The sequence below is a fragment of the Microbacterium sp. genome (assembly GCF_051860965.1).
In the GTDB taxonomy this organism is placed as follows: Bacteria; Actinomycetota; Actinomycetes; order Actinomycetales; family Microbacteriaceae; genus Microbacterium.
The window spans coordinates 26,396-48,787 of the sequence record NZ_JBIMKU010000004.1; the positions used below are offsets into that span (position 1 = coordinate 26,396).

Here is a 22,392-nt window from a genome sequence, read left to right on the forward strand (position 1 = left end):
TCCGGCAGAGACCCTGACGACTTACGCCGGTCGCGAACGACCAGGCTCGAGGAAGGTCCCCACTGTGGCGCTGTTCGATGAGAACGTCTCCGTGACGCCCGCACCGCGTCGGCGCATGCCCAAGGGCATGATCGCCGGTGTCTGGGCGCTCGCGATCGCCCTCGTGATCCTCCTCGTCATCACGTTCCTGCCGACGTCCTACGTCATCCAGCGGCCTGGTCCCGTGTACAACACCCTCGGAACGGCGTCCGCGGCGGACGGCACGCAGGTGCCGCTCATCTCCGTCGAGGGCGCCGACACGTACCCCACCGAAGGAGCCCTGGATCTGCTGACGGTCCAGGTCGTCGGCAACCGCGAGCGCACTCCGTCGTGGTTCGAGCTGGCTCTCGCGTGGTTCGACCCCACCAAGGCCGTCCTGCCGATCGACAACGTCTTCCCCGAGGGGCAGACGACCGACGAGCGCAACGAGGAGAGCGCGGCGCTCATGGTCGACTCCCAGAAGGAGGCGACCGCCGCCGCACTCACGCACCTCGGCTACGACGTCAATCCGCACATCCGGGTCTACTCGTTCACCGACGACTCCGCCGCCGCCGGCAACCTCGAGGAGGACGACGTCATCCTGTCGGCGAACGGGACGCCGGTATCGGATGCCGCGACCCTCCGCACGATCATCAACGACGGCGGCGGGGCCCCGGTCGAGATGGTCATCGAGCGCGACGGCGTCGAGCAGACGGTCTCGGTCACGCCCAGGGAGACCGAGATCGACGGCGAGACGACGTGGCTCATCGGGGTGACGCTGCTGTCGGACTACGACTTCCCCTTCGACGTCACGATCCAGCTCAACAACGTCGGCGGACCGAGCGCGGGCATGATGTTCGCGCTGGGCATCATCGACACGCTGACGCCGGGGGAGCTCAACGGCGGCGAGCAGATCGCCGGCACGGGCACGATCGACTCGGCGGGCAACGTCGGACCGATCGGCGGCATCCGCCAGAAGATGTGGGGCGCCGTCGGCGCGGGCGCGGACTGGTTCCTCGCACCCGAGTCGAACTGCGACGAGGTCGTGGGCTATGTGCCCGATGGCCTGCGCGTCTTCTCGGTCGGAACGCTCGACGATGCGATCGCGGCGCTCGACGCGATCTCGACCGGTGGCGACCTCGACGCGCTGCCGACCTGCACGGCCGGATAGTCCCGGAGTTCGCCCAGCGCAAACACGGCCAACCCACAGAACGCCGCCGCCTAGGATGAAGGGGTGACCACGACCTCAGCGCCGAACCAGGCCACGCCCTCCCGCTCCCGACGCATCATCGCGATCACCCTGGCGATCATCGCCGCCCTCGTGGTGGCGTTCTTCGTCTTCGCGAATCTCTACGCCGACTGGCTCTGGTACGACCAGCTCGGCTTCGACAGCGTCCTGCTGACCCAGTGGACGGCGCGCGTCGTCATGTTCGTCGTGGGCTTCCTCGGGATGGCGGTGCCCGTCTGGCTCTCGATCCAGCTCGCGTACCGTCTGCGGCCCGTATACGCGCGCCTGAGCTCGCAGCTCGACCGCTACCAGGAGGTCGTCGAGCCCCTCCGCCGTCTGGCGATGTGGGGCATCCCGATCTTCTTCGGCTTCTTCGCCGGCTTCGCCGCCTCCGCCCAGTGGGAGACGACCTGGCTGTGGCTGAACGGGGTCCAGACGACGGTCACCGACCCCCAGTTCCACCTCGACACGGGCTTCTACCTCTTCGCGATGCCGTTCTACGGCGCGCTGCTGGGCTTCGTCTCGGCGACCCTGCTCATCTGCCTGCTCGTCACGGCCCTCGTGTCGTATCTGTACGGGTCGGTGCGCGTGGGCAACCGCGAGCTGCGCATCTCGAAGGCGGCCCGCATCCAGCTCGCCGTCATCGCGGGCATCTACCTGCTCGTGCAGGGCGCCAGCATCTGGCTCGACCGCTATCAGACGCTCGTCGAGCCGGGCGCCCAGGGTCGCATCACCGGCCCCGGCTACACCGAGGCGAACGCCGTCATCCAGGGCCAGACGATCCTCGCGATCATCGCCGTCATCGTCGCGCTGCTCTTCTTCGTCACCGCGATCATCGGGCGCTGGCGCTACCCGCTCATCGGAACGGCGCTGCTCATCGTCTCGGCGATCGTGCTCGGCATCGGCTACCCGTGGGTCGTGACCACCTTCCAGGCCGTCCCGAACCAGAAGGCGTACGAGAGCCCGTACTACGAGCGCAACCTCAAGATGACCAAAGAGGCGTACGGCATCGACACGGTCGAGAAGACCGAGTTCAGCGCCAAGACCACTGCCGAGCCGGGCCAGCTGCGTGCGGACGCCGACACGACGGCGCAGATCCGCATCATGGATCCCGCGATCATCGGACCCACGGTGCGGCAGCTCGAGCAGTACCGCCAGTACTACCAGTTCGGCGACCCGCTCGACGTCGACCGATACGAGATCGACGGCGAGATGCAGGACACCATCGTCTCGGTGCGCGACCTCAACATGAGCCAGCTCGGAGCGGGTTCGACGTGGGTCAACGAGACCCTCGTCTACACGCACGGCTACGGCATGATCGCCGCCGCCGGCAACGAGCGTACGGCCGACGGCAACCCCGTCTTCCTCGAGCGCGGCATCCCGGCGACGGGCTTCCTGTCCGACAACGAGAACTTCCAGCCGCGCGTCTACTTCGGCGAGACCTCGCCGACGTACTCCATCGTGGGCGCCCCCGAGGGCACGCCGCCGATCGAGCTCGACTACCCGTCGGGCGGCGACAGCGCTACCGGGCCCCGCACGACCTTCAGCGGTGACGGCGGACCCTCGGTCGGCAACATCTTCAACCGCATCATCTACGCGCTGAAGTTCCAGTCGGAGCAGATCCTGTTCTCCGACGACGTGAACGACGACTCGCAGATCCTCTACGACCGCAACCCGCTCGACCGCGTGCAGAAGGCGGCGCCCTACCTCGAGCTCGACAGCGACCCGTATCCGACGGTGGTCGACGGTCGCATCAAGTGGGTCGTCGACGGCTACACGCTGAGCGCCAACTACCCCTACTCGACGACGGTGCCGCTCTCGCAGGCGATCGCCGACTCGAACAACCAGCAGCCGCGGTTCGCGCTCGACGACATCAACTACATCCGCAACTCGGTGAAGGCGACGGTCGACGCGTACGACGGCTCGGTCACGCTCTACGCGTGGGATCCCGAGGACCCCCTGCTGCAGGCGTGGCAGAACGTGTATCCCGCGACGGTCAAGCCCATCAGCGACATGTCGGCCGATCTCATCAGCCACGTGCGGTACCCCACCGACCTGTTCAAGGTGCAGCGCGCCATGCTGCAGATCTACCACGTCGACGACCCGGGCTCGTTCTACGAGCGTGACAACGCGTGGGCGACCCCGGAGGACCCGCAGAACTCCAACACGCTGCAGCCTCCGTACTACCTCACGATGCAGATGCCGGGCCAGGATGCCGCATCCTTCTCGATGTTCACGTCGTTCATCCCGTCGTCGACGACCGGCACCACGAGCCGCAACGTGCTCATGGGCTATCTCGCGGCCGACTCCAACGCGGGGCGCGAAGCGGGGAAGAAGGGCGAGGACTACGGCAAGCTCAGGCTCCTCGAGATCTCGGCCGACACTCCAGTGCCCGGTCCCGGCCAGGTTCAGAACCGGTTCGACTCCGATCCGACGGTCTCCCAGCAGATCAACGTGCTGACGATCGGTCAGTCCGAAGTCCTCAACGGCAACCTGCTGACCCTCCCCGTCGGAGGCGGTCTGCTCTACGTGCAGCCGGTCTTCGTGCAGGCGGCCGAGGGCACGCAGCTGCCGCAGCTGCGGAAGGTCCTGGTCGCCTTCGGCGACGACATCGCCTTCGAAGACACCCTCAACGAGGCGCTCGACGTGCTGTTCGGCGGTGACTCGGGTGTCGACACGGGCGATGGCGGCGTCGTGCCCGACCCGGGTACCACCCCGACTCCCGAGCCGACCGAGCCCGGCACCGAGACCCCCGGCACCGGGGTCCCGTCGGCGGAGTTCGAGGCGGCGCTCGCCGATGCGCAGCAGGCCATGCTCGATCGCGACGCGGCCCTCAAGGCAGGCGACCTGACCGCCTTCGCCGAGGCCGACGCGCGCCTGACGGCCGCTGTGAGCACGCTGCTGGAGCTGAGCGGCCAGTAGGGCGTACAGACACCGAGAGGCGCGTCATCCCGTCGGGGTGGCGCGCCTCTCGCATCCGCCCGTCGATCCTTCGCGGGCGTCAGCCGCACCGCCGGTGCCCGACCCACCCTGCGGCGGAATGCAGGCCCTGTTCGGCCCGAATTCGGGACACGACGGCCGAGGATCTCGATACGACGGCCGTGAATCGGGACACGAAGGCCGTGAATCGAGAAGTGCGCGCCCGCTCAGGCTGTGAGGATCGCGAACCAGATCAGCAGCAGCGTCACGAGGAACCCCGCGAGCTGATTGAGCCACAGGAAGCGGTCCCATCCGCGAGTCGCCGAGACCGCGGTCTCGTCGGTCACGCCGCGGAACGGCCAGACCGTCGCGAGGTAGGGGAGTGCGACCACCGCGGCGAGGGGCCCAGGCCAGGTCGTGAACAGCATGACGATGCCCGCCGCCGCGTAGCACGCGAGCGCGAACCAGACGGTCCAGCGCGCACCGCGCGCGGTCGCGATGGACGAGATCCCGGCTTCGCGGTCGGCCACGAGATCCTGCACCGCGCCGAAGGCGTGCGATGCGAAGCCCCACAGGGCGAATGCCACGATCACCAGGGCCAGCTGCCACGTCCAGACGGCGCCGGCGAGCACGAGGCCGTAGACGGCGGGCGAGAAGAAGTGGATGCTGCTGGTCACCGAATCGGCGAACGGCACCTCCTTCAACCGCAGCGGAGGGGCGCTGTAGAACACGACGAAGAACAGGCTCGCGGCGAGCACGACCCACGAGAGCGGCGACCCGACGACGGCGAGATACACGACGAAAGGCAGACACGACAGGCCCGCCGCCCACAGCGTGATGCGGTGCATGCGCCGATCGAGCACGGCGCCGTGCGCGCCTCCCTTGCGGGGATTGCGCATGTCGGACTCGTAGTCGAAGACGTCGTTGATGCCGTACATCGCGAGGTTGTACGGCACGAGGAAGAAGAGCGTGCCGATGATGAGGGTCGCATCGATCTCGCGCGTCGTGAGCAGATAGGCGGCGGCGAACGGGTAGGCGGTGTTGATCCAGCTGACGGGTCGCGACGAGACGAAGAGCTGCGTCGCGACGGATGCCGGTCTCACGCGTCCGCCCTGCGGGGGGCGCGCCGGCGCAGCAGTGTGTGCACGGCGGGAACGAGGAAGGCCGCGCAGATGGCGTACGAGAAGTCCTCGATGGGTGCGAGGCCGACCCGCAGCCCGCTCAGATGCTCGTCGGGATACGTGAACAGCCCCGCCGCGATCATGAGGTTGTCGAAGACCGCGGTGAGCAGGAACAGCGCCGCGGCGGTGAGCGCCGAGAGCGCCATGCGGTGTCCGAAGTCGGGATGACGGACCGTCGCGAGCGAGACGATCGCGGTGACCACGGCGAAGGGGATGATGAGGAGCGCGTATGTCATCGTGCCCCCTCGGCGTCCCCGCGGCGCAGCAGTCGGTCGATCCCCGCGTAGACGACCAGGGCCAGGTAGCACAGGAACGCGAGGAAGAACGGCTCCTCCAGCGGCAGCTCGGGCGCGAGGTCGACGCCGAGCAGCGCGGGGCTGCCGCCCTTGACGAAGATGCCCAGCGCGATGCCCGCGGCATCCCACACCAGGAAGAACGCCGTGCCGATCGCGACGGCCGCGGCGGTGCGTCCCGGGGTTCGCCACGCGGCGAGGCGGAATCGCCAGTCCAGCGCACCCACGCCCGCGGCGCTCAGCAGGATGATCGCGAGATACAGGCCGGGCACTCTCACACTCTCGCACGATCGGGCTCGGGCAGTGGTCCCGGAGTGCGGTCGCCGCGCAGGCGCTTGAGGACGAGCTCGGCGGAGATGAGGCACATCGGCAGGCCGATGCCCGGCAGCGCCGACGCGCCCGCGTAGAAGAGTCCGTCGACCTTCTTCGACACGTTCCGCGGACGGAACACGGCACTCTGGCCGAGGGTGTGCGCGAGACCGAGCGAATTGCCGCGCCACGCGTGCAGATCGGCTTCGAAGTCGCCCGGAGCGATGGTGCGCCGCACGACGATGCGTTCGCGCAGATCCGGGATGCCGCAGCGCTCCGCGATCTGGGCGATCACGCGGTCCGCGGCCGCCTCGACGCGCGGGTCGCCGTCGCCGTCCTCGCCGCCGCGCCCGATCGTCGGGTCGGCGGGGACCGGCACGAGGACGAAGAGGTTCTCGCTGCCGGCGGGCGCGACGCTCGGATCGGTCGCGCTGGGGCGGCACACGTAGAGCGACGCAGGGTCGGGGATGCGCGACGGCGTGCCGAAGATGTCGTCGAAGCCGGCCTTCCAGTCATCGACGAACAGGAGCGTGTGGTGCGCCAGTTCGGGGAGGGCTCCGTCGACGCCCAGCAGGAGGAGGAGCGCGCCCGGACTCGGTGTGCGCTTGGTCCACCACGACTCGGGGTAGCTCTGCAGCTCGCGGGGGAGCAGGGCCGTCTCGGTGTGGTGCAGGTCGGCTGTCGAGACCACGAGGTCGCCCGCGAGCTGCGTGCCGTCTGCGAGACGGATGCCGGTGGCGCGCGCGTCTTCGGTCTCGATCGCGACCACCTCGGCGCCCGTGATGATCTCGACGCCCTCGGCCACGGCGAGTCGCTCGATCGCGACGATCACCTCCGTGAGGCCGCCTCGGGGATAGAGCACGCCCTCATCGAGATCGAGGTGACTCATCAGGTGGTAGAGGCTCGGAACGCCGTAGGGCGAGCCGCCGAGGAAGACGGCGGGGTACTCGAGGATCTGCCGCAGGCGCTGATCGGTGAAGCGACGGTCGACGTACGACGCGAGCGAGCGGGCGAGCAGGGGAGCGAGGGTCGGCAGGCGCCGCACGACGGCGGGATCGCGCAGGCCGGCGGTCGACTCGTACGTGTCGTAGAGGAAGCGGTTCACGGCCAGGTCGTAGGCGTCGCCCGCCGAATCGAGGTAGGCGTCGAGCACGGCACCCGAACCGGGCTCGATCGCCTCGAACAGCGCGGTCGCGTGCACACGCCCCGACCGGATGTCGACGGGGTCTCCCTCCGCGCCCGAGTAGACGCGGTAAGCGGGGTCGAGCGGAACGAGATCCAGCTCCGCCTCGGCCGTCGTGCCGAGCAGCGCGAAGAAGTGCTCGAACACCTCGGGCATGAGGTACCAGCTGGGGCCGGTGTCGAACCGGAAGCCGTCCTTCTGCCACGAGCCGGCGCGACCGCCGACATCGTCGCGCCCCTCGACGACGGTGACGCGCCAGCCGTCGCGGGCGAGCAGCGCAGCGGTCGCGAGACCTGCGATTCCCGCGCCGACGATGATCGCGCGCCCCGGCTCCCTCGCGGCGCTCATGCGCGTGCCCCGCGAGGCGACCCGCCGAGCACCGCGCGCAGCGCGATCCGAGCCTTGACGGGGTCGGGGACCCGCACGCGCGCGGTCGTGTCGCCGGATCGGCGCAATCGCTCCGACAGCGCCGCGAACAGGTCGTGGGCGGCGGTCACGGCACGCCGGCAGTCCGAGGGCAGGAGCTGGATGACGGATGCCGCTGCCGCGAGATCCCCATCGATCCGGTCGAGCACGGCGGTCCGCGTCGTCGCGCCCGTCGCGAGTCCGAGGTAGTCGCGGCCCAGGGCCGTCTCGTCGTGACCGAGGTCGCGGAGGAAGTTGACGTCCTGGAACGCGGAACCGAGACGTCGGGCGCCGTCGACGAGCACGTCGGAGGGTGCGACGGGATGCGTCGACCCCGCGTTGACGAAGACCTGAAGGCACATGAGGCCCACGACCTCGGCCGAGCCGTAGACGTAGGCGTCGTGGGAGGCGTCGTCGTGGTCGGATGTCGAGAGATCCGTGCGCATCGAGGTGAAGAACGGGCGCACGAGGTCTTCTCCGATTCCGCATTCGCGCGCGGTGAGCGCGAATGCATGGACGATCAGGTTGGCGCTGAATCCGCGCTCTATCGCTGTCAGCGTCTCCGCCTCGAGTTCGTCGAGCACGACCTCGGCCTCCGCGGGGCTGAGGCCCGCGGCCTCGGCCGGTCCGTCGACGATCTCGTCGGCGACGCGGACGAGGGCGTAGATGCTGCGCACGTGCGGGCGAGGGCGGTTGCCGAGCAGGCGGCACGCGAGGCCGAACGACGTCGAGTACTGCGAGATGACGGCGGCCGCGGCATCCCGCGCCGTCGCGTCGTACAGGGCGAGGCTCGTCGGTGCGCCGCGGCGGACGGTGCGGTCGGTCACGGGACGCGATCCTCCACCCGATTCGCGAGGACGCGCAGCAGGTCGCCCGCTGCCGTCGGCAGGGTCGGGTCGTCTGCCGTGAAGCGCACGCGCGCGAGGGTGTCGTCGATGAGTCCGCGCAGCTGCTGTCTCGCGCCGCTCTCGTCGAGCATCCGCTGCGCCTCACGCACGGCGATGGGCCCCGTGTGGGCGACGGCGAGCGCGTCGCTGACCCGCGGCCATGCGGTCGTTCCGCGCGCGAGTGCCACGAGGGGCGTCTGCTTCGCCTCGCGCAGGTCTCCGCCGATCTCGCGGCCGGCCTGCTCCTCGGACCCGAAGGCCCCGATGAGGTCGTCGACGAGCTGGAACGCGAGACCGAGATCGCCCCCGGCCTGCTCGAGCACCGCGAGGGCGTCGGCGGAGGCGCCTGCGAGCAGCGCGCCGGCCGCGAGCGGCGCGCGGAACGAGTACACCGCTGTCTTGTTGTACGCCGTCTCGAGGAGTGCGGACGCCTCGGCCGTGCCGGACGTGACGCTGTTCTCGACATCGGCGAGCTCGCCGGCTGCCGAGACGTAGACGGCGTCGTCGAAGAGCGAGTAGAGAAGCACGCGGGCGGTCTGGTCGATGTCGGCGAGCGCGATGAGGCGTGCCGCCTCGTGCAGCAGGAGGTCGCCGGCGAGGATCGCCGCGGCGTCGCCGAGGAGCGCGGCGCCCACGGCATCCGCTCCGTGCGCCGCACCGCGCTCGCGGAATTCTCCGGCCACGTTCGGGATGCCGCGCCGCACGGTGTCGTGGTCGATGACGTCGTCGTGCACGACGAACGCCGTGTGGAGCAGCTCGAACGCGGCCGCCACCGGGTACAGCCCGCCCGCCTGTGCGGGATCGCCCCCGAAGGCCTCGAACGCGGCGACCACCAGGGCGGGACGCAGGCGCTTGCCGCCGGCGGCGGCACGTGCGACCGCGAGGCCGAGATCGGCGAACCCGCCGCCGAGAGACTGCGCCCGGCCGTTCAGTCGCGCGAGCGAGGCGTCGATCGCCTCATCGATCGCCGCGCGGGTCGGAGGGTCGATCATGACGCCCGTCGCTGGGGGAGCCGGCCGGCGTCGAAGATGTGCAGCTGCTGCGACTGCAGCACGAGCCACGGGCTGAAGGCCCAGGGCGTCGAGTCGATGGATGCCGCGAGATCCGCCGGATCCACCCACTGCGCATCGACGACCTCGAGCGGGTTGAGCGTGAGCTCGTCGCTCGTGCGGGCGGTGTACACCGGGCACACCTCGTGCTCGACGATGCCGCTGGCATCGACCGCGCGGTAGCGGAAGAGGGGGAGTGCGAGTTCGAGATCGGTGAGCGTGATGCCCAGCTCGTGCTCGGCGCGGCGGTGCACGGCGGCGATCACGGGCTCGGCCGGCTTGGGGTGGCCGCAGAAGGAGTTGCTCCAGATGCCGGGCCAGGTCTTCTTGCTGAGCGCGCGGCGCGTGACGAGCACCTGGCCGTCGTCGTTCATGACGTGACACGAGAACGCGAGGTGGAGGGCGGTGTCGGTACCGTGCACACTGCTCTTGGGAGCGGTTCCGATGGGACGGCCCTCCTCGTCGAGCAGGACGACGTGCTCGATGTCGACCATGGAGTCCTCCTTGAATTCGCTAGTTTAGCTAGCAATCTGCGTGGTCCCGATGATAACAAGGGCAGGGAGGGAGTGTCCACATGAGCCAACCCTGGCAGCCCCAGACGCCTCACGACCATGCCGTGATGGATGTCCTCCTCGCCGTCCGCGCCTTCAGCGATGCGATGGATCGCATGTACGGCGGCATGAAGGACGACATGGAGATGAACTCCACCGACCTCGCTGCGCTCCGGATGCTCATCACGCGCGAGCAGCGCGGCGACACGGTCAGCCCGCATCAGGTCGCGAAGCACCTGCGCATCTCCACGGCATCCACGACCAAGCTCATCGACCGCCTCGCTGTCGCGGGCCATGTCGAGCGGCGACCCCACCCGCGCGACGGACGGGCGCGGATCGTCGTGCTGACGCAGGCGTCGCGTCGGGAGTTCTTCCGCCATTTCGGCGAGAGGCTCCAGACGATGCGCGGCGTGGCCGAGCGCTACGACGAGGAGCAGCTGCGGGTGATCTCGCGCTTCCTCACCGAGGTGGGGGACGTGTTCGACCCGAAGTAGATGGCCAGGTTCTGTGTGCTGAAAAGCCGTGCTAGGCTATCTTCTTGTGCCGCGGGGTGGAGCAGCTCGGTAGCTCGCTGGGCTCATAACCCAGAGGTCGCAGGTTCAAATCCTGTCCCCGCAACGAAAAGAAGAAGGCGTCCCGTTCACGGGGCGCCTTCTTCGCTTGCCCGGCCGTGCGCCCGCGGGCGAGGATGGAGCATGACTTCCCCCCGCGATGTCGATCCGCTGGACGACATCCCCGACGGTCGCGACGAGACCGCCGCGGAGCGTGCCGACCGCAACTGGATCGAGGTCCTGCAGGAACTGCGCGTCCTGCAGACGGGCACGCAGATCCTCACGGGCTTCCTGCTCGCGCTCGCGTTCCAGCCGGCGTTCAGGGATCTCAGCGGCGGGCAGCGCACCCTCTATCTGATCCTCGTCGTCCTCGCGGCTCTCAGCGCCATCGTCGCGCTCGCACCGGTCGCCCTGCACCGCGTGCTGTTCCAGCGCCGCGCGAAGCGCCGCGTCGTCGAATACGGGCATGCGGCGCTCGTCACCTCGCTCCTGACGGTCGCCGTGCTGCTGATCGGAGTCGTGGCGTTCGTCTTCGACGTCGTCGTCGACGGGTCGGCATCGTGGGCGGCGGTCGTCGCGCTCAGCATCGTGCTCGTCATCCTGTGGATCATCGCTCCGCTGATCATCCGCGCCCGACACTCAGGATCGGAGTGACAGTGACAGGTCCGACCACCGCGATCGCCGTCGGCCAGTTCGCACCGGCAGCGGACACCGCGGCCAATCTCGCGATGATCGCGGAGCTGGTGGCCGAGGCATCCCTCCGCGGAGCGAAGCTCATCGTGCTGCCCGAGTACGCGAGCTGGTTCGTCGACCCGTTCGACGAGTCGCTCGCCGAGAACGCGCAGGGCGTCGACGGGCCGTTCGTCGAGGGCCTCATCGCGCTCGCCGATCAGCACTCGATCCACCTCGTCGCGGGGCTCCTCGAGCGCGGCGACGCGGGTCGCGTGCGCAATGCCGTCGTCGCGGTCGACCGGACCGGCGTCCTCGCGACGTATCGCAAGGTGCACCTCTACGACGCCTTCGGGCAGCGCGAGTCGGACTGGGTCGAACCCGGCGAGATCGCTGCGCCCGAGACCTTCGCGCTCGACGGCCTCACGTTCGGGCTGATGACCTGCTACGACCTGCGGTTCCCCGAGATGGGCCGCGTCCTTGCGGATGCCGCGGTCGACGTCGTGCTCGTGCCCGCGGAGTGGGTGAGGGGGCCGCTCAAGGAGCACCACTGGCGGACGCTCCTGCACGCGCGGGCCATCGAGAACACGCTCTTCGTCGCGGCGGCTGATCACCCGCCCCCGCTCGGGGTCGGACTGTCGATGATCGTCGACCCGCAGGGCGTCGAGCTGGCGGGCGTCGGCACCGGCACGGGCGTCGCGGTCGCGCACCTGGACCGCGACGCGGTCGCCCGCGTGCGGCGCGTCAATCCGGCCCTGCGGCTGCGCCGGTTCCGGGTCGTGCCGGAGTCCTAGGCGCGCAGCAGGGAGAGACGGGATGCCGCTTCCTCGAGCACTTCGACGCGCTTGCACGCGGCGAATCGCACGAGCGTCGCGTACTCGTGCCGATGCGCCGGCGAGGCGAAGGCCGTGAGCGGGATCGCGACGACACCCGCGCGATCGGGCAGCTCGCGGCAGAAGTCCGCGGCATCCATCGCCCCGACGCCCGCCGCGTCGGCGACGGTGAAGTAGGAGCCTGCCGGCACCGAGACCTCGAACCCCGCCGCCTGCAGGCCGGCTCCGAGGATGTCGCGCTTGCGGGCCAAGGCGTCGGCGATCCCCGTGAAGAAGGCGTCGGGCAGGCGCAGACCGGTCGCGATCGCGGGCTGGAACGGCGCTCCATTCACGTAGGTGAGGAACTGCTTGACGGCCAGCACGGCATCCACGAGCGGGGCGGGGCCCGAGATCCACCCGATCTTCCATCCCGTCGTCGAGAAGGTCTTGCCGCCTGACGAGATCGTCAGCGTCCGCTCCCACGCGCCCGGCAGGGTCGCGATCGGCACGTGCGGACCGTCGAAGACGAGGTGCTCGTAGACCTCATCCGTGAGGATGACCGCGTCGTGCGCATGCGCGAGACGCACGACGGCTTCGCGGACCTCGGGCGTGAACACCGCTCCGGTCGGGTTGTGCGGATCGTTGACGAGGATGACGCGGGTGCGATCGGTCACCGCCGCGGCGAGCTCGTCGAGGTCGGGCTGGAAGTCCGGCCACCGCAGGGGGACCGTCACCAGCCGCGCGCCCGACAGTGCGACGACCGCCGCATACGAGTCGTAGTGCGGTTCGAACACGACCACCTCGTCGTCGGGTCCGTCCACCAGCGCGAGCAGCGCCGCGGCGAGCGCCTCGGTCGCGCCCGCCGTCACGATGACGTCGCGATGCGGGTCCAGCGCGATCCCGTAGAACCGCTCCTGATGATCGGCGATGGCGTGAAGGAGGTCCGGGATGCCGCGGCCCGGCGGATACTGGTTCACGCCGTTCGTGATCGAGGCGCGCGCGACCTCGAGCACCTCGGCCGGCCCGTCCTCGTCGGGGAATCCCTGGCCCAGATTGATCGCGCCCGTGCGGCCCGCGAGGGCGGACATCTCGGCGAAGATGGTGGGACGGATGACGCCGTCGTCGTCGATGAGGCCGGCGCCGGCGGCCGCGCGGCGCCACGCGCCGGGTGTCTCTCGCATCCTGAAACGGTACTCGCCCTTTGCAGACGGTTCGCATAGACGGATCCCATCCGCGGCATAAGAAACGCACAGCAACCGCGGGCACAGTGGGGGAAGCTTGAAGAAGGAGCAATCATGAGCGACAACCAGGGCGAGCGTCCGCTGGACGAGACCCCCGCAGACCACACGGCGGCGGAAGGCGTGTCCGCGACCGACGCATCCGCAGCGGAGCCCACGGGCCCCGACGCCGGGACCGCCTCGGAGACCCCCGCGCCCGAGGGACCGGCCGGTGCGCCGCAGGCAGCGGCTCCGCAGACCCCCGCGACGCCCCCCGTCGCTCCTCCCGCAGGCTGGACGATCCCCGCGCGTCCCGCCGCCCCCGCCGGCGCTGCGCCGGCGTACGCCCGTCCCCAGGGCTACGCCGGCCAGCCCGCGCAGCCGCAGGCCTATGCGGGTCACGCGCCCTATGGGCAGCCCCCGCATGGCGCGGCCTTCGGTGCGGCTGCGGCGCATCCCGCCGACGCGCAGCCCACGCTTCCGATCACGGGCGCGGCTCCGACCGTCACAGCCCCCAAGAAGCAGAAGACGGGCACCAAGGTCGCCGGTCTCATCGTCGCCGCCGCTCTCGTGAGCGGTGCGGCCGGGCTCGGCGGCGTGTGGATCGGGTCGAACCTGTTCTCGAACGACGGCACGACGCCGGCGGCCGGTCCGAGCACCGTGACGGTCAACGACACCGAGTCGGTCAACCAGACGACGGCGATCGCGGCGAAGGTGCTCCCGAGCGTCGTCACGATCGAGGCGTCGGGGTCGAGCGCCTCCGGCACCGGCTCGGGCGTCATCCTCACGAGCGACGGCTACGTCGTGACGAACACGCACGTCGTGACCCTCGACGGCGCGTCCAGCGACGCCACGATCCGTGTGACGACCTCGGACGGCCGCGTCTTCGACGCCGAGATCGTCGGGACCGACCCCACATACGATCTCGCGGTCATCAAGCTGGTCGACGCCGACGGACTCACGCCGGTCGAGTTCGCAGACTCGTCGAAGCTCAACGTCGGCGACCAGACGATCGCCGTCGGTGCACCGCTGGGCCTCTCCAACACCGTCACGACGGGCATCGTGAGCGCGCTCAACCGCTCGATCGAGATCGCTTCCTCGGCGGCACCCGATTCGAGCACCGCGCCCGAGGACGGCGACGACGGCGGGCAGCAGAACCCCGAAGACCAGTCGCCGTTCTTCTTCGACTTCGGCCAGGGCCAGCAGCAGCAGGGCCAGTCCACCGAGACGATCAAGATCGCCGTCATCCAGACCGATGCCGCGATCAACCCCGGCAACTCGGGTGGTGCGCTGGTCGACTCCGAGGGCAAGCTCATCGGCATCAACGTCGCGATCGCGTCGGCGGGAGGCTCGTCGGGGCAGTCCGGCAACATCGGCGTCGGATTCTCGATCCCGTCCGACATCGTCAAGCGCATCAGCGACGAGATCATCGCGGACGGCTCGGCCACGCACGGCCTCCTCGGGGCGAATGTGCTGTCGGCGGCCTACGTCGAGGGCACGACGATCACCGGCGCGTACATCGACGAGGCGGTCCAGGGCGGTGCGGCCGCCGAGGCGGGCCTGCAGAAGGGCGACATCGTGACGGCGTTCAACGGCGTCCCGGTCACCGACTCCGTCGACCTCACCGCACAGGTCCGCGCGGCCGCGGCCGGCTCCGACGCGACGGTGACGTTCGTCCGCGACGGCAAGACCAAGACGGTCGACGTCACGCTGGGCGAGCTCCAGTAAGACGGCTTCAGGACGCCACCCCGCGATAGGCTCGCGGGGTGGCGTCCTTCTCGTTCGGCGCGGGGAATGCGCGCAAGCTCGCAGCGCTCCCGCTGTATGCCGCGGGGCGCATGCTCACCGCGATCGTTCCGCGCTCGCGCGACGAGTGGGTCTTCGGATGCGGCGCGGGCATCGGCGACGGGGCGCTCGCGCTGTGGAACCTCGTCTCCGACGAAGGCCACTCGGCGGTGTGGCTCGTGGGGTCGGAGCGTGAGGCGCGGGATGCCGCGGCCCGCGGCATCCCGCATCTGCACAAGACGTCGCTCGCCGGTCTGTGGCGCACCGCACGCGCGCGCGTCGTCGTCGTCACCCACGGGTTCGGCGACGTCAACCGCTACGCCGTCTCGGGGGCCTTCGTCGTGCAGCTGTGGCACGGCATCCCCCTCAAGCGGATCGGACTGGACTCGCCCGAGACACTGCGACTGCCCCGTCCGCTGCGCCGACTTCCGCTCGCCGCGCTCGCCCGCCGGCTGCTCGCGACCATGTTCCGCGGCGCCTCGCGCCGCATCCGCGTGCTTCCCGCCGCGTCCGACGTGGTGCGCGGCCGTCTCGAGTCGGCCTTCGCGCTGCCCGACGACCGCGTGCCGGTGACGGGCGAGCCGCGCGTCGACGTGCTGTCGCAGGGCGACCCGCAGACACGCCGCGGCGCGGCGCGCGAGACGATCGCCGCCCTCACGGGTGAGGTCGACGAGGGGACCCGGCTCGTGCTGTACGCGCCGACGTGGCGCGACGGCGATGTCGATCCCGCGATCCCGTCGCCCGACGAGTGGGCGGCGATCCTCGAGGTGCTCGAGCAGGAGCACGCGGTCCTGCTGGTGCGCTCGCACCCGCTCGGCGCGGGTGACTACGCCCCGCCGACGCCCGAGCGTCGCGTGCGGAGCCTCGGCAGCGACCTCGTCAGCGATGTGACGCCGCTGCTGCCGGGCCTGGACGCGCTGGTGACCGACTACTCGTCGCTCGCTTTCGACGCGTCGCTCGTTCCTCTGCCGGTCGTCTACCTCGCGCCCGACGTCGAGTCGTATGCGCTCAGGCGGGGGTTCTACGGTCGATACGCCGATGTCGCCGGCGATCGGTGGTCGTCGACGTGGCGGGATGCCGCGGTCGCCCTCGCCGCGGTGCTGGGCGACCCGCAGGAGCGCGAGCGGCGGGTCGCGGCATCCCGCGCCCTCGACGTCGCCGTGCACCGGCATCGCGACGGCCGCAACACCGAAAGGGTGTACCGTGCGATTCTGGCGGGCCTCGCCCCCGACCCGAGGAAGGGACGTCGATGACCGACGCACGGTTCCAGACCGAGTCAGGTGAGCCGATGCTCGTGCTCTCGGGCGCGGGTGCGCGCCCCGCCGCCGTCGCCCTGGTCGGCCCCCGTGCGCGGGTCGAGGCGACGCTCACGGGGCGCGGCAAGACGTGGCGCGCGGTGCTTCCGCTGCGCGCGGCACGCTGGGGCGGTCCGGAGCTGCCGCTGCCCTCGGGCGCCTATCGTCTCGAAGCGTCGGGCGTGGAGGACGCACCGGGGTCGATCCCGACCATCCTCCTCGGCCCCCTCCGCGCGAGCCTCGACGGCTGGTCGGTGCGCATCGGACCCCCGATCGACCCCGCATATGACTCGGGGGAGGGCCAGGACGCGCTCGAGCGGCGGTATCAGACCCGGCCCGGCGGCCTCGAGAACGCGGTCTTCTTCGAGAGCTTCTACGGGCGCAACGCGAGCTGCAATCCGCTGGCGATCGATCGGGAGCTCGCTCGACGGGCACCGGGGGTGACGCGGTACTGGAGCGTGGTCGACCTCTCGGTGCGCGTCCCCGACGGCGCGATCCCCGTGGTCGACGGCAGCCCGGAATGGTGGCGCGCCCGGGGCGCATCGCGCCTGCTCGTCGTCAACGACTGGCTGCGGCGGCGGTTCGAGCGCCGCTCCGGTCAGGTCGTGCTGCAGACGTGGCACGGTACCCCGCTCAAGCGCCTGGCGCTGCATCGCCCCGGATTCGACCCGCGCCGGATGGCGGCGGTCGTGCGTGAGTCGCGGCGGTGGAACGTGCTGCTCGCGCAGAATCCGTACGCCGCGCGGCTCCTCGGCAAGGCCTACGCGTTCCTCACGAGGCCGATCTGGGTCGAAGGGTACCCGCGCAACGACGTGCTCGTGGCGACCGACGGCAGAGTTCCGGACGGCACGGCGACCCGGGAGGCCCTCGGCATCCGTGCCGACGAACGCGTCGTCCTCTACGCGCCCACGTGGCGCGACGACCGCGACGAGATCGTCGACTTCCTCGACCCGGCGGCCCTCGCGTCGGCGATCGACGCCGTCGTGCTGGTGCGCGGCCATTCGCGCACGCTGCAGCCGGGGAAGGATGCCGCGGGCCCGCGCGTCATCGATGTCACGGCTTTCCCCGACACCTCGCAGCTGCTGCTGGTCGCCGACGAGCTCGTGACGGACTACTCGTCCGTCATGTTCGACTTCTCGGTCACGGGCAAGCCCATGTACTTCCTCGTGCCCGACATGGAGCACTACCGCGGCGAACTGCGAGGCTTCTACTTCGACCTCGCGGATCACGCGCCCGGTCCCGTCGTCCGCTCGCAGGATGAGCTGATCGCGGCGCTCGCCGATCCCGACACGGCCGCCTACTCCGACAAGTACGCCGTGTGGCGCGCGAAGTTCAACCCCCGCGACGACGGCCGTGCCGCCGAGCGGGTGGTCACCCGCATCCTCGATCAGGGCTTCGTCGAGCGCTGACACCGGCATGTAGACCCCGGCGTCCAGCCGCTGTCAAGCGCGCCCAGCGCATCTCTGTACGACTTAGTCCAAGCTCTTGACAAAGTATTTCCCGTCGAAGAGACTGGCGAGCGTTCTGCAACAGCGAAAGGAACCTCAATGAAGAGAATGCGATGGCTCGCTCTAGGAGCGGCTGCCGTGACTGCGGTCGGCCTCGCCGGATGCTCGACCTCGTCGGGTGACGACGGGGGCGCCGACTCGAAGCAGCTGACCGTCTGGGTGATGGGTGACTCGTCGGAGAACTTCGACGCGCTCATCGAGCCGTTCGAGAAGGAGAGCGGCGTCGACGTCACGACGGTCGCCGTGCCGTGGGACAGCGTCGACCAGAAGTTCACGACCGCCGTGGCCTCGGGAAACGGGCCCGACGTCCTGCAGATCGGCCTGTCGAAGCTGCGCACCTACGCCGACAGCGGTGCGCTGCTGACTCTCGACGCCGATACGATCGCCGACTACCCGAACCTCGCGGCGGACAACTTCATCGACGGCATCGCCGGCGACGCGACGGCCATCGACGGCGCGGTCGTCTCGGCGCCGTGGGTGTCCGACACCCGGGTGCTGTTCTACCGCAGCGACATCCTCGCGGAAGCGGGCATCGATGCACCGCCGGCCACGTGGGATGACCTGCGTGCCGACGCGAAGACGCTCGCGGGTCGCGGCGACGGACAGTACGGCTACTACATCCCCCAGTGGGACAGCGCTCTGCCCGTCGTGATGACGTGGGATCAGGGTGGCGACATCGTGGATGCCGAAGGCCTCATCGACTTCGACACCCCTGAATTCGATGATGCCGTCGACCTTTACACCGGCCTCTACGCCGACGGCAGCGTGCCCACGAACAGCGACTTCGATCAGACGCAGGGCTTCATCTCCGGGATCACGCCGATGCTCGTCAGCGGTCCGTACCTGGGCGCGGCCATCGCTCAGACCGCCCCCGAACTCGACGGCAAGTGGGCGGTCACGACGATCCCCGCCGGCTCGGATGACACGTCCTTGCTGGCTGGGTCCAACCTCGGAGTATGGGGTTCGACGAAGAACCGGGCTGGGGCGCTGCAGCTCCTCGACTTCCTTGCACAGCCCGATGTGCAGCTGCAGTGGTACGAACTGGACGGCCAGCTGCCCACGGCCAAGGAGGCGCTCGCGGATGATTCGCTCACCTCGGACCCGCTCGTCTCGGTGTACTCCGACCAGCTTGCGAAGTCGCGGCTCCTCCCGCTCGTCCCCAACTGGGACGGCGAGACGGGCAAGGCTCTGCTGGACGCGTTGAACTCGATCGTGCTCACCGGCGCGAACCGAGACGACGCCCTGACAGGCCTTTTCGACGCCACCGCCGGAACACCCGCCAACTGAACCACGGGGTGCGGGACGCCGCTGCGCGTCCCGCGCCCCGCCCGAGGCCATGAAGACCCGAATCACTCCCTATGCGTTCATCGCCCCCGCGATGCTGCTGCTCATCGTCTTCGGCGTGCTGCCGATCGCGGTCGCGCTTCTCGTGAGCTTCACCGACATGAATCTCGCGGGGCTCGGCGACTGGTCGCGCATCGAGTTCGTCGGTGTCGCGAACTACGAGCAGCTCTTCGCGGATGCCGCGTTCTGGCAGGCCCTCGGCAACACCGCCGTCTTCGCGATCCTGGGGGTGCCGACCGTCGTCGTGCTCTCGCTGGTCATCGCTTTGGCCCTGAACCGATCGCAGGGACGCTTCTACCGGGCGCTGCGTTCGTTCTACTTCGTGCCGGCGATCACGGCGATCGTGGCGATCGCCCTCGTATGGGGCTACCTCTTCAACACGCAGTTCGGTCTGTTCAACTATCTGCTGTCGCTCGTCGGCCTGCCGCCCGTCCCGTGGCTGTCGGATCCGGTCGTGGTCAAGTTCTCGGTCGTGCTGGTGGCGGTGTGGCGTGGACTGGGCCTGAACATCATCATCTTCCTCGCGGCGCTGCAGGGCGTGCCCAAGGAGTACCTCGAGGCCGCGTCGATCGACGGGGCATCGGGATATCGCCGCACGGTGTCGATCGTCATCCCCCTCCTGAGGTTCGCGATCTTCTTCGTCTCGATCACGACGATCATCGCGTGGCTGCAGTTCTTCGACGAACCGTTCGTGTTGACCAAGGGCGGCCCGTTGGGGGCGTCCACATCGATCTCGCTCTTCCTCTACCAGGAGGGCTTCTCGGCGAGCCAGTTCGGCTACGCCAGTGCGGGATCGGTCGTTCTCTTCGCGATCATCGCCGCCGTCACCGTCATCCAATTGCGCTTCCGGAGGGCCGATGTCGACTACTGAACTCCTCACGCGTGGGGCGCGTGCGCTCGAGGCGAAGAGCGCGCAGCGCCCGCGGGCGCCTCGCGGGCGCGTCGGCACGGTCGTGATCGGCGCGTTGCTCGCCGCCGGGGCGCTGATCACCGCCTTCCCGTTCCTGTGGATGGTGTTCGCCTCGGTGAAGCCCCGCAGCGAATCCGTCGCCTACCCGCCGCAGCTGCTCCCGAAACAGCCGACTCTCGAGTATTTCGTCGAGCTGTTCGTCAACCTCGACTTCGGGCGCTACCTGCTCAACACGCTGATGATCGTCGCGATCTGCATGGTCGGCCTGTTGCTGATGGCCGCCGCCGGCTACGGGTTCGCCAAGTTCTCCTTCCCTGGGCGAGACGCGTTGTTCTTCCTCGTCCTGGTGACGATGATGATCCCCGGCCAGGTCACGATGATCCCGAGCTATCTCATCCTCAACGGCATGAAGCTCACCAACACCCTGGTGGGCATCGCGCTGCCGATGCTCGTGTCGGGATTCGCCGTGTTCCTGTTCCGGCAGTTCATGGCCACGATCCCCACCGAGGTCATCGAGGCGGCGCGCATCGACGGGGCGGGAGAGTGGCGCATCTTCCTTCGGATCATCCTTCCGATGTCGGGACCGATCCTGGCGGTGCAGGTGGTCCTGACCTTCATCGCCGGGTGGAACAGCTTCCTCTGGCCCCTCATCATCGCCAACGATCAGCAGCTCTACACGCTGTCGGTCGGGATCTCGCTCCTCAACCAGCAGATCGCGACCAACCCCTCGCTGCAGATGGCCGCCTCGACGCTGATGGTGGTCCCCATCCTGATCGTCTTCGTCGTCTTCCAGCGCTACGTCGTCCAAGGGTTCGCGCTCTCGGGACTGAAGTAAGGATCCTTCATGACTCACCTGCACCGACCAGGATTCGTGCGTGCCGAGGGCACCCGGATCGTCGACGACGCCGGCCCGCTGCTTCTTCGCGGTGTCGGTCTGGGCACCTGGCTGCTCCCCGAGGGGTACATGTGGCGCTTCGGTGACGACCTCGCCTCTCCTCGGCAGATCGAGGCCCGCATCGCGAGGCTTCTGGGTGCGGCGGGTGCCGACGACTTCTGGCGGCGGTTCCGTGACGCGTTCATCGCCGACGACGACTTCGCGCTCATCGCTGCGCAGGGCTTCGACCACGTACGGCTGCCCATGAACGCTCGGGCGCTGATCGACGACGACGGCTCATTCCACGAAGACGGTTTCGCGCTCGTCGAGCATGCGGTCGCACTGAGCGAGCGGCACGGGCTTCGTGTGCTCCTCGATCTGCACGGCGCACCGGGCGGCCAGACCGGCACCAACATCGACGATTCGCCGAACGGCAAGCCCGAGCTCTTCATGTCCGAGCACTATGGCTCGCTCACGATCCGGCTGTGGGTGGAGCTCGCCCGGCGCTATCGTGACCGCGACGCCGTGCTGGGATACGACCTGCTCAACGAGCCGCTTCCCGAGGAGTGGCAGCATCGCTACCGCGACGAGCTCGTGGCTCTGTATCGCGATCTGACTGCGGCGATCCGTGCCGTCGACGATCGGCACCTCCTGATGTACGAGGGGAGCCACTGGGCGACCAACGCCGATCCCGTGTCGGAGCGTTTCGACGGCAACCAGGCCGTGCAGTTCCACCGGTACTGGTGTGCTCCCGACGAGGGGAGCATCGAGGAGTTCCTCGCGCTGCGCGAGGCCATCGGCACCCCGTTGTACATGGGGGAGGGCGGCGAGAACACTCCCGGCTGGGTGTACGCGGCCACGCGGCTCTACGAACGCCACGACATCGGGTGGAACTTCTGGCCGTGGAAGAAGCTCGGCACTCGTACATCCCCGCTTTCGGCAGACGTGCCCGAAGGGTGGGATCTGATCGGCGACCCCGAGGTCGAGATTCCAGCCGAGCGTGCCCGAGAGATCCTCGACGGCTTCCTCGAGGCGATCCGCTGCGCCGCGTGCACGCAGCGCAGCGAGGTCGTCGACGCGCTGTTCGCCCGCCCTGGCATGACGCTGCCCGCCTGGGCCGGGCTTCGGGGCGGCGCGGCGGAGCCGATCGCACAGCTGGTCGACGGGCCTCTCGCCGAGGGCATCTGGCACCATACGAACGGGGCGCCGTACGCCGCACACGAGCGACCGGCGGTCGTGCTGCTGCCCTCGGAGCGGCTCGAGTTCGTCCTGGTCGACGAGCCGTCCGACGTGCGCGTGATGTCCGAAGCGGGCGTCACCACCTCCGCGTGGGAGGACGGCATGCTCACCTTGTCGACCGTCCACGGCGCGCGGATCGTGGAGGTGGAGGTGCGGGCATGACCC

20 protein-coding genes and 1 tRNA gene are annotated in these 22,392 nt (G+C 69.5%); 13 read left to right on the forward strand and 8 right to left on the reverse strand.

The window, feature by feature from the left end; genetic code table 11:
• The first annotated feature begins 64 nt into the window (after positions 1-64).
• Both ACTIFV_RS08405 and ACTIFV_RS08410 read left to right on the forward strand, forming a co-directional pair.
• Positions 65-1,189, forward strand: coding sequence for a YlbL family protein (locus ACTIFV_RS08405; protein WP_439592339.1), 1,125 nt, complete (start codon positions 65-67; stop codon positions 1,187-1,189).
• A gap of 63 nt (positions 1,190-1,252) precedes the next feature.
• A complete protein-coding gene (locus tag ACTIFV_RS08410; protein ID WP_439592340.1) occupies positions 1,253-4,168 on the forward strand; it encodes a UPF0182 family membrane protein in 2,916 nt (971 codons plus the stop codon).
• Between the two features lie 224 nt (positions 4,169-4,392).
• Here ACTIFV_RS08410 and ACTIFV_RS08415 read toward each other — a convergent pair whose 3' ends face one another.
• Genes ACTIFV_RS08415 through idi form a run of 7 tightly spaced genes read right to left on the reverse strand, consistent with a single transcriptional unit; the run spans position 4,393 to position 9,966 of the window.
• Entirely contained in the window at positions 4,393-5,268 is an 876-nt protein-coding gene (locus ACTIFV_RS08415; RefSeq protein WP_439592341.1) for a prenyltransferase, read from the reverse strand.
• The gene (locus ACTIFV_RS08420) at positions 5,265-5,582 is read right to left on the reverse strand and encodes a lycopene cyclase domain-containing protein (protein ID WP_439592342.1); all 318 of its coding nucleotides are present in this window, start codon (positions 5,580-5,582) and stop codon (positions 5,265-5,267) included. Before ACTIFV_RS08420 ends, ACTIFV_RS08415 begins: the two co-directional genes overlap by 4 nt.
• On the reverse strand, positions 5,579-5,911 hold the full coding sequence (locus tag ACTIFV_RS08425; protein WP_439592343.1) for a lycopene cyclase domain-containing protein: 333 nt from the start codon (positions 5,909-5,911) through the stop codon (positions 5,579-5,581). Before ACTIFV_RS08425 ends, ACTIFV_RS08420 begins: the two co-directional genes overlap by 4 nt.
• 2 nt (positions 5,912-5,913) lie before the next feature.
• Positions 5,914-7,479 (reverse strand): phytoene desaturase family protein, encoded by a 1,566-nt coding sequence (gene crtI / locus ACTIFV_RS08430; protein WP_439592344.1) that lies wholly within the window; start codon positions 7,477-7,479, stop codon positions 5,914-5,916.
• Complete coding sequence (locus tag ACTIFV_RS08435; protein WP_439592345.1) at positions 7,476-8,363, reverse strand: phytoene/squalene synthase family protein; 888 nt, start codon at positions 8,361-8,363, stop codon at positions 7,476-7,478. Before ACTIFV_RS08435 ends, crtI begins: the two co-directional genes overlap by 4 nt.
• Positions 8,360-9,415: a polyprenyl synthetase family protein gene (locus tag ACTIFV_RS08440; protein ID WP_439592346.1), complete on the reverse strand. Its 1,056-nt coding sequence runs from the start codon at positions 9,413-9,415 to the stop codon at positions 8,360-8,362. The genes ACTIFV_RS08435 and ACTIFV_RS08440 overlap by 4 nt, the downstream gene beginning before the upstream one ends.
• Positions 9,412-9,966: an isopentenyl-diphosphate Delta-isomerase gene (idi, locus tag ACTIFV_RS08445; RefSeq protein WP_439592347.1), complete on the reverse strand. Its 555-nt coding sequence runs from the start codon at positions 9,964-9,966 to the stop codon at positions 9,412-9,414. Before idi ends, ACTIFV_RS08440 begins: the two co-directional genes overlap by 4 nt.
• An 80-nt stretch (positions 9,967-10,046) precedes the next feature.
• Here idi and ACTIFV_RS08450 point away from each other — a divergent pair, with 80 nt between their 5' ends.
• The 4 genes from ACTIFV_RS08450 to ACTIFV_RS08465 all read left to right on the forward strand — a co-directional run bounded on the left by ACTIFV_RS08450 (position 10,047) and on the right by ACTIFV_RS08465 (position 12,037).
• Positions 10,047-10,517, forward strand: a complete 471-nt coding sequence (locus tag ACTIFV_RS08450) for a MarR family winged helix-turn-helix transcriptional regulator (protein ID WP_439592348.1) — start codon at positions 10,047-10,049, stop codon at positions 10,515-10,517.
• 50 nt (positions 10,518-10,567) lie between these two features.
• Positions 10,568-10,641, forward strand: a tRNA-Met gene (locus tag ACTIFV_RS08455).
• Positions 10,642-10,718: 77 nt separating this feature from the next.
• Positions 10,719-11,228 carry a DUF6328 family protein gene (locus ACTIFV_RS08460; protein ID WP_439592349.1) on the forward strand — a complete coding sequence of 170 codons (510 nt, stop codon included), beginning with the start codon at positions 10,719-10,721 and terminating at the stop codon, positions 11,226-11,228.
• A 2-nt stretch (positions 11,229-11,230) separates the two neighbouring features.
• Positions 11,231-12,037 carry a carbon-nitrogen hydrolase family protein gene (locus ACTIFV_RS08465; protein ID WP_439592350.1) on the forward strand — a complete coding sequence of 269 codons (807 nt, stop codon included), beginning with the start codon at positions 11,231-11,233 and terminating at the stop codon, positions 12,035-12,037.
• On the opposite strand, the gene ACTIFV_RS08470 is transcribed toward ACTIFV_RS08465, so the two are convergent.
• A complete protein-coding gene (locus tag ACTIFV_RS08470) occupies positions 12,034-13,236 on the reverse strand; it encodes an aminotransferase class I/II-fold pyridoxal phosphate-dependent enzyme (RefSeq protein ID WP_439592351.1) in 1,203 nt (400 codons plus the stop codon). The two genes, ACTIFV_RS08465 and ACTIFV_RS08470, sit on opposite strands and share 4 nt — an antisense overlap.
• A 114-nt stretch (positions 13,237-13,350) precedes the next feature.
• On the opposite strand from ACTIFV_RS08470, the gene ACTIFV_RS08475 reads away from it, so the two are divergent.
• From ACTIFV_RS08475 to ACTIFV_RS08505, 7 genes are all read left to right on the forward strand, one after another.
• Positions 13,351-15,000 (forward strand): S1C family serine protease, encoded by a 1,650-nt coding sequence (locus tag ACTIFV_RS08475; protein WP_439592352.1) that lies wholly within the window; start codon positions 13,351-13,353, stop codon positions 14,998-15,000.
• Between the two features lie 38 nt (positions 15,001-15,038).
• Positions 15,039-16,310, forward strand: coding sequence for a CDP-glycerol glycerophosphotransferase family protein (locus ACTIFV_RS08480; RefSeq protein WP_439592353.1), 1,272 nt, complete (start codon positions 15,039-15,041; stop codon positions 16,308-16,310).
• A complete protein-coding gene (locus ACTIFV_RS08485; protein WP_439592354.1) occupies positions 16,307-17,761 on the forward strand; it encodes a CDP-glycerol glycerophosphotransferase family protein in 1,455 nt (484 codons plus the stop codon). The genes ACTIFV_RS08480 and ACTIFV_RS08485 overlap by 4 nt, the downstream gene beginning before the upstream one ends.
• A gap of 177 nt (positions 17,762-17,938) precedes the next feature.
• Complete coding sequence (locus ACTIFV_RS08490; protein WP_439592355.1) at positions 17,939-19,147, forward strand: extracellular solute-binding protein; 1,209 nt, start codon at positions 17,939-17,941, stop codon at positions 19,145-19,147.
• A 49-nt stretch (positions 19,148-19,196) separates the two neighbouring features.
• Positions 19,197-20,075 carry a carbohydrate ABC transporter permease gene (locus ACTIFV_RS08495; RefSeq protein WP_439592356.1) on the forward strand — a complete coding sequence of 293 codons (879 nt, stop codon included), beginning with the start codon at positions 19,197-19,199 and terminating at the stop codon, positions 20,073-20,075.
• The gene (locus ACTIFV_RS08500) at positions 20,062-20,949 is read left to right on the forward strand and encodes a carbohydrate ABC transporter permease (RefSeq protein WP_439592357.1); all 888 of its coding nucleotides are present in this window, start codon (positions 20,062-20,064) and stop codon (positions 20,947-20,949) included. Before ACTIFV_RS08495 ends, ACTIFV_RS08500 begins: the two co-directional genes overlap by 14 nt.
• Positions 20,950-20,958: 9 nt before the next feature.
• Positions 20,959-22,389 carry a glycoside hydrolase family 5 protein gene (locus tag ACTIFV_RS08505; RefSeq protein WP_439592358.1) on the forward strand — a complete coding sequence of 477 codons (1,431 nt, stop codon included), beginning with the start codon at positions 20,959-20,961 and terminating at the stop codon, positions 22,387-22,389.
• Positions 22,390-22,392: the final 3 nt, after the last annotated feature.

Bases quoted from the DNA above. Each gene is read 5' to 3' on its own strand.
- ACTIFV_RS08420 (WP_439592342.1), bottom strand. From the start codon at position 5,582: ATGACATACGCGCTCCTCATCATCCCCTTCGCCGTGGTCACCGCGATC.
- crtI (WP_439592344.1), bottom strand. From the start codon at position 7,479: ATGAGCGCCGCGAGGGAGCCGGGGCGCGCGATCATCGTCGGCGCGGGA.
- ACTIFV_RS08440 (WP_439592346.1), bottom strand. From the start codon at position 9,415: ATGATCGACCCTCCGACCCGCGCGGCGATCGATGAGGCGATCGACGCC.
- idi (WP_439592347.1), bottom strand. From the start codon at position 9,966: ATGGTCGACATCGAGCACGTCGTCCTGCTCGACGAGGAGGGCCGTCCC.
- ACTIFV_RS08450 (WP_439592348.1), top strand. From the start codon at position 10,047: ATGAGCCAACCCTGGCAGCCCCAGACGCCTCACGACCATGCCGTGATG.
- ACTIFV_RS08460 (WP_439592349.1), top strand. From the start codon at position 10,719: ATGACTTCCCCCCGCGATGTCGATCCGCTGGACGACATCCCCGACGGT.
- ACTIFV_RS08470 (WP_439592351.1), bottom strand. From the start codon at position 13,236: ATGCGAGAGACACCCGGCGCGTGGCGCCGCGCGGCCGCCGGCGCCGGC.
- ACTIFV_RS08475 (WP_439592352.1), top strand. From the start codon at position 13,351: ATGAGCGACAACCAGGGCGAGCGTCCGCTGGACGAGACCCCCGCAGAC.
- ACTIFV_RS08485 (WP_439592354.1), top strand. From the start codon at position 16,307: ATGACCGACGCACGGTTCCAGACCGAGTCAGGTGAGCCGATGCTCGTG.
- ACTIFV_RS08495 (WP_439592356.1), top strand. From the start codon at position 19,197: ATGAAGACCCGAATCACTCCCTATGCGTTCATCGCCCCCGCGATGCTG.
- ACTIFV_RS08500 (WP_439592357.1), top strand. From the start codon at position 20,062: ATGTCGACTACTGAACTCCTCACGCGTGGGGCGCGTGCGCTCGAGGCG.
- ACTIFV_RS08505 (WP_439592358.1), top strand. From the start codon at position 20,959: ATGACTCACCTGCACCGACCAGGATTCGTGCGTGCCGAGGGCACCCGG.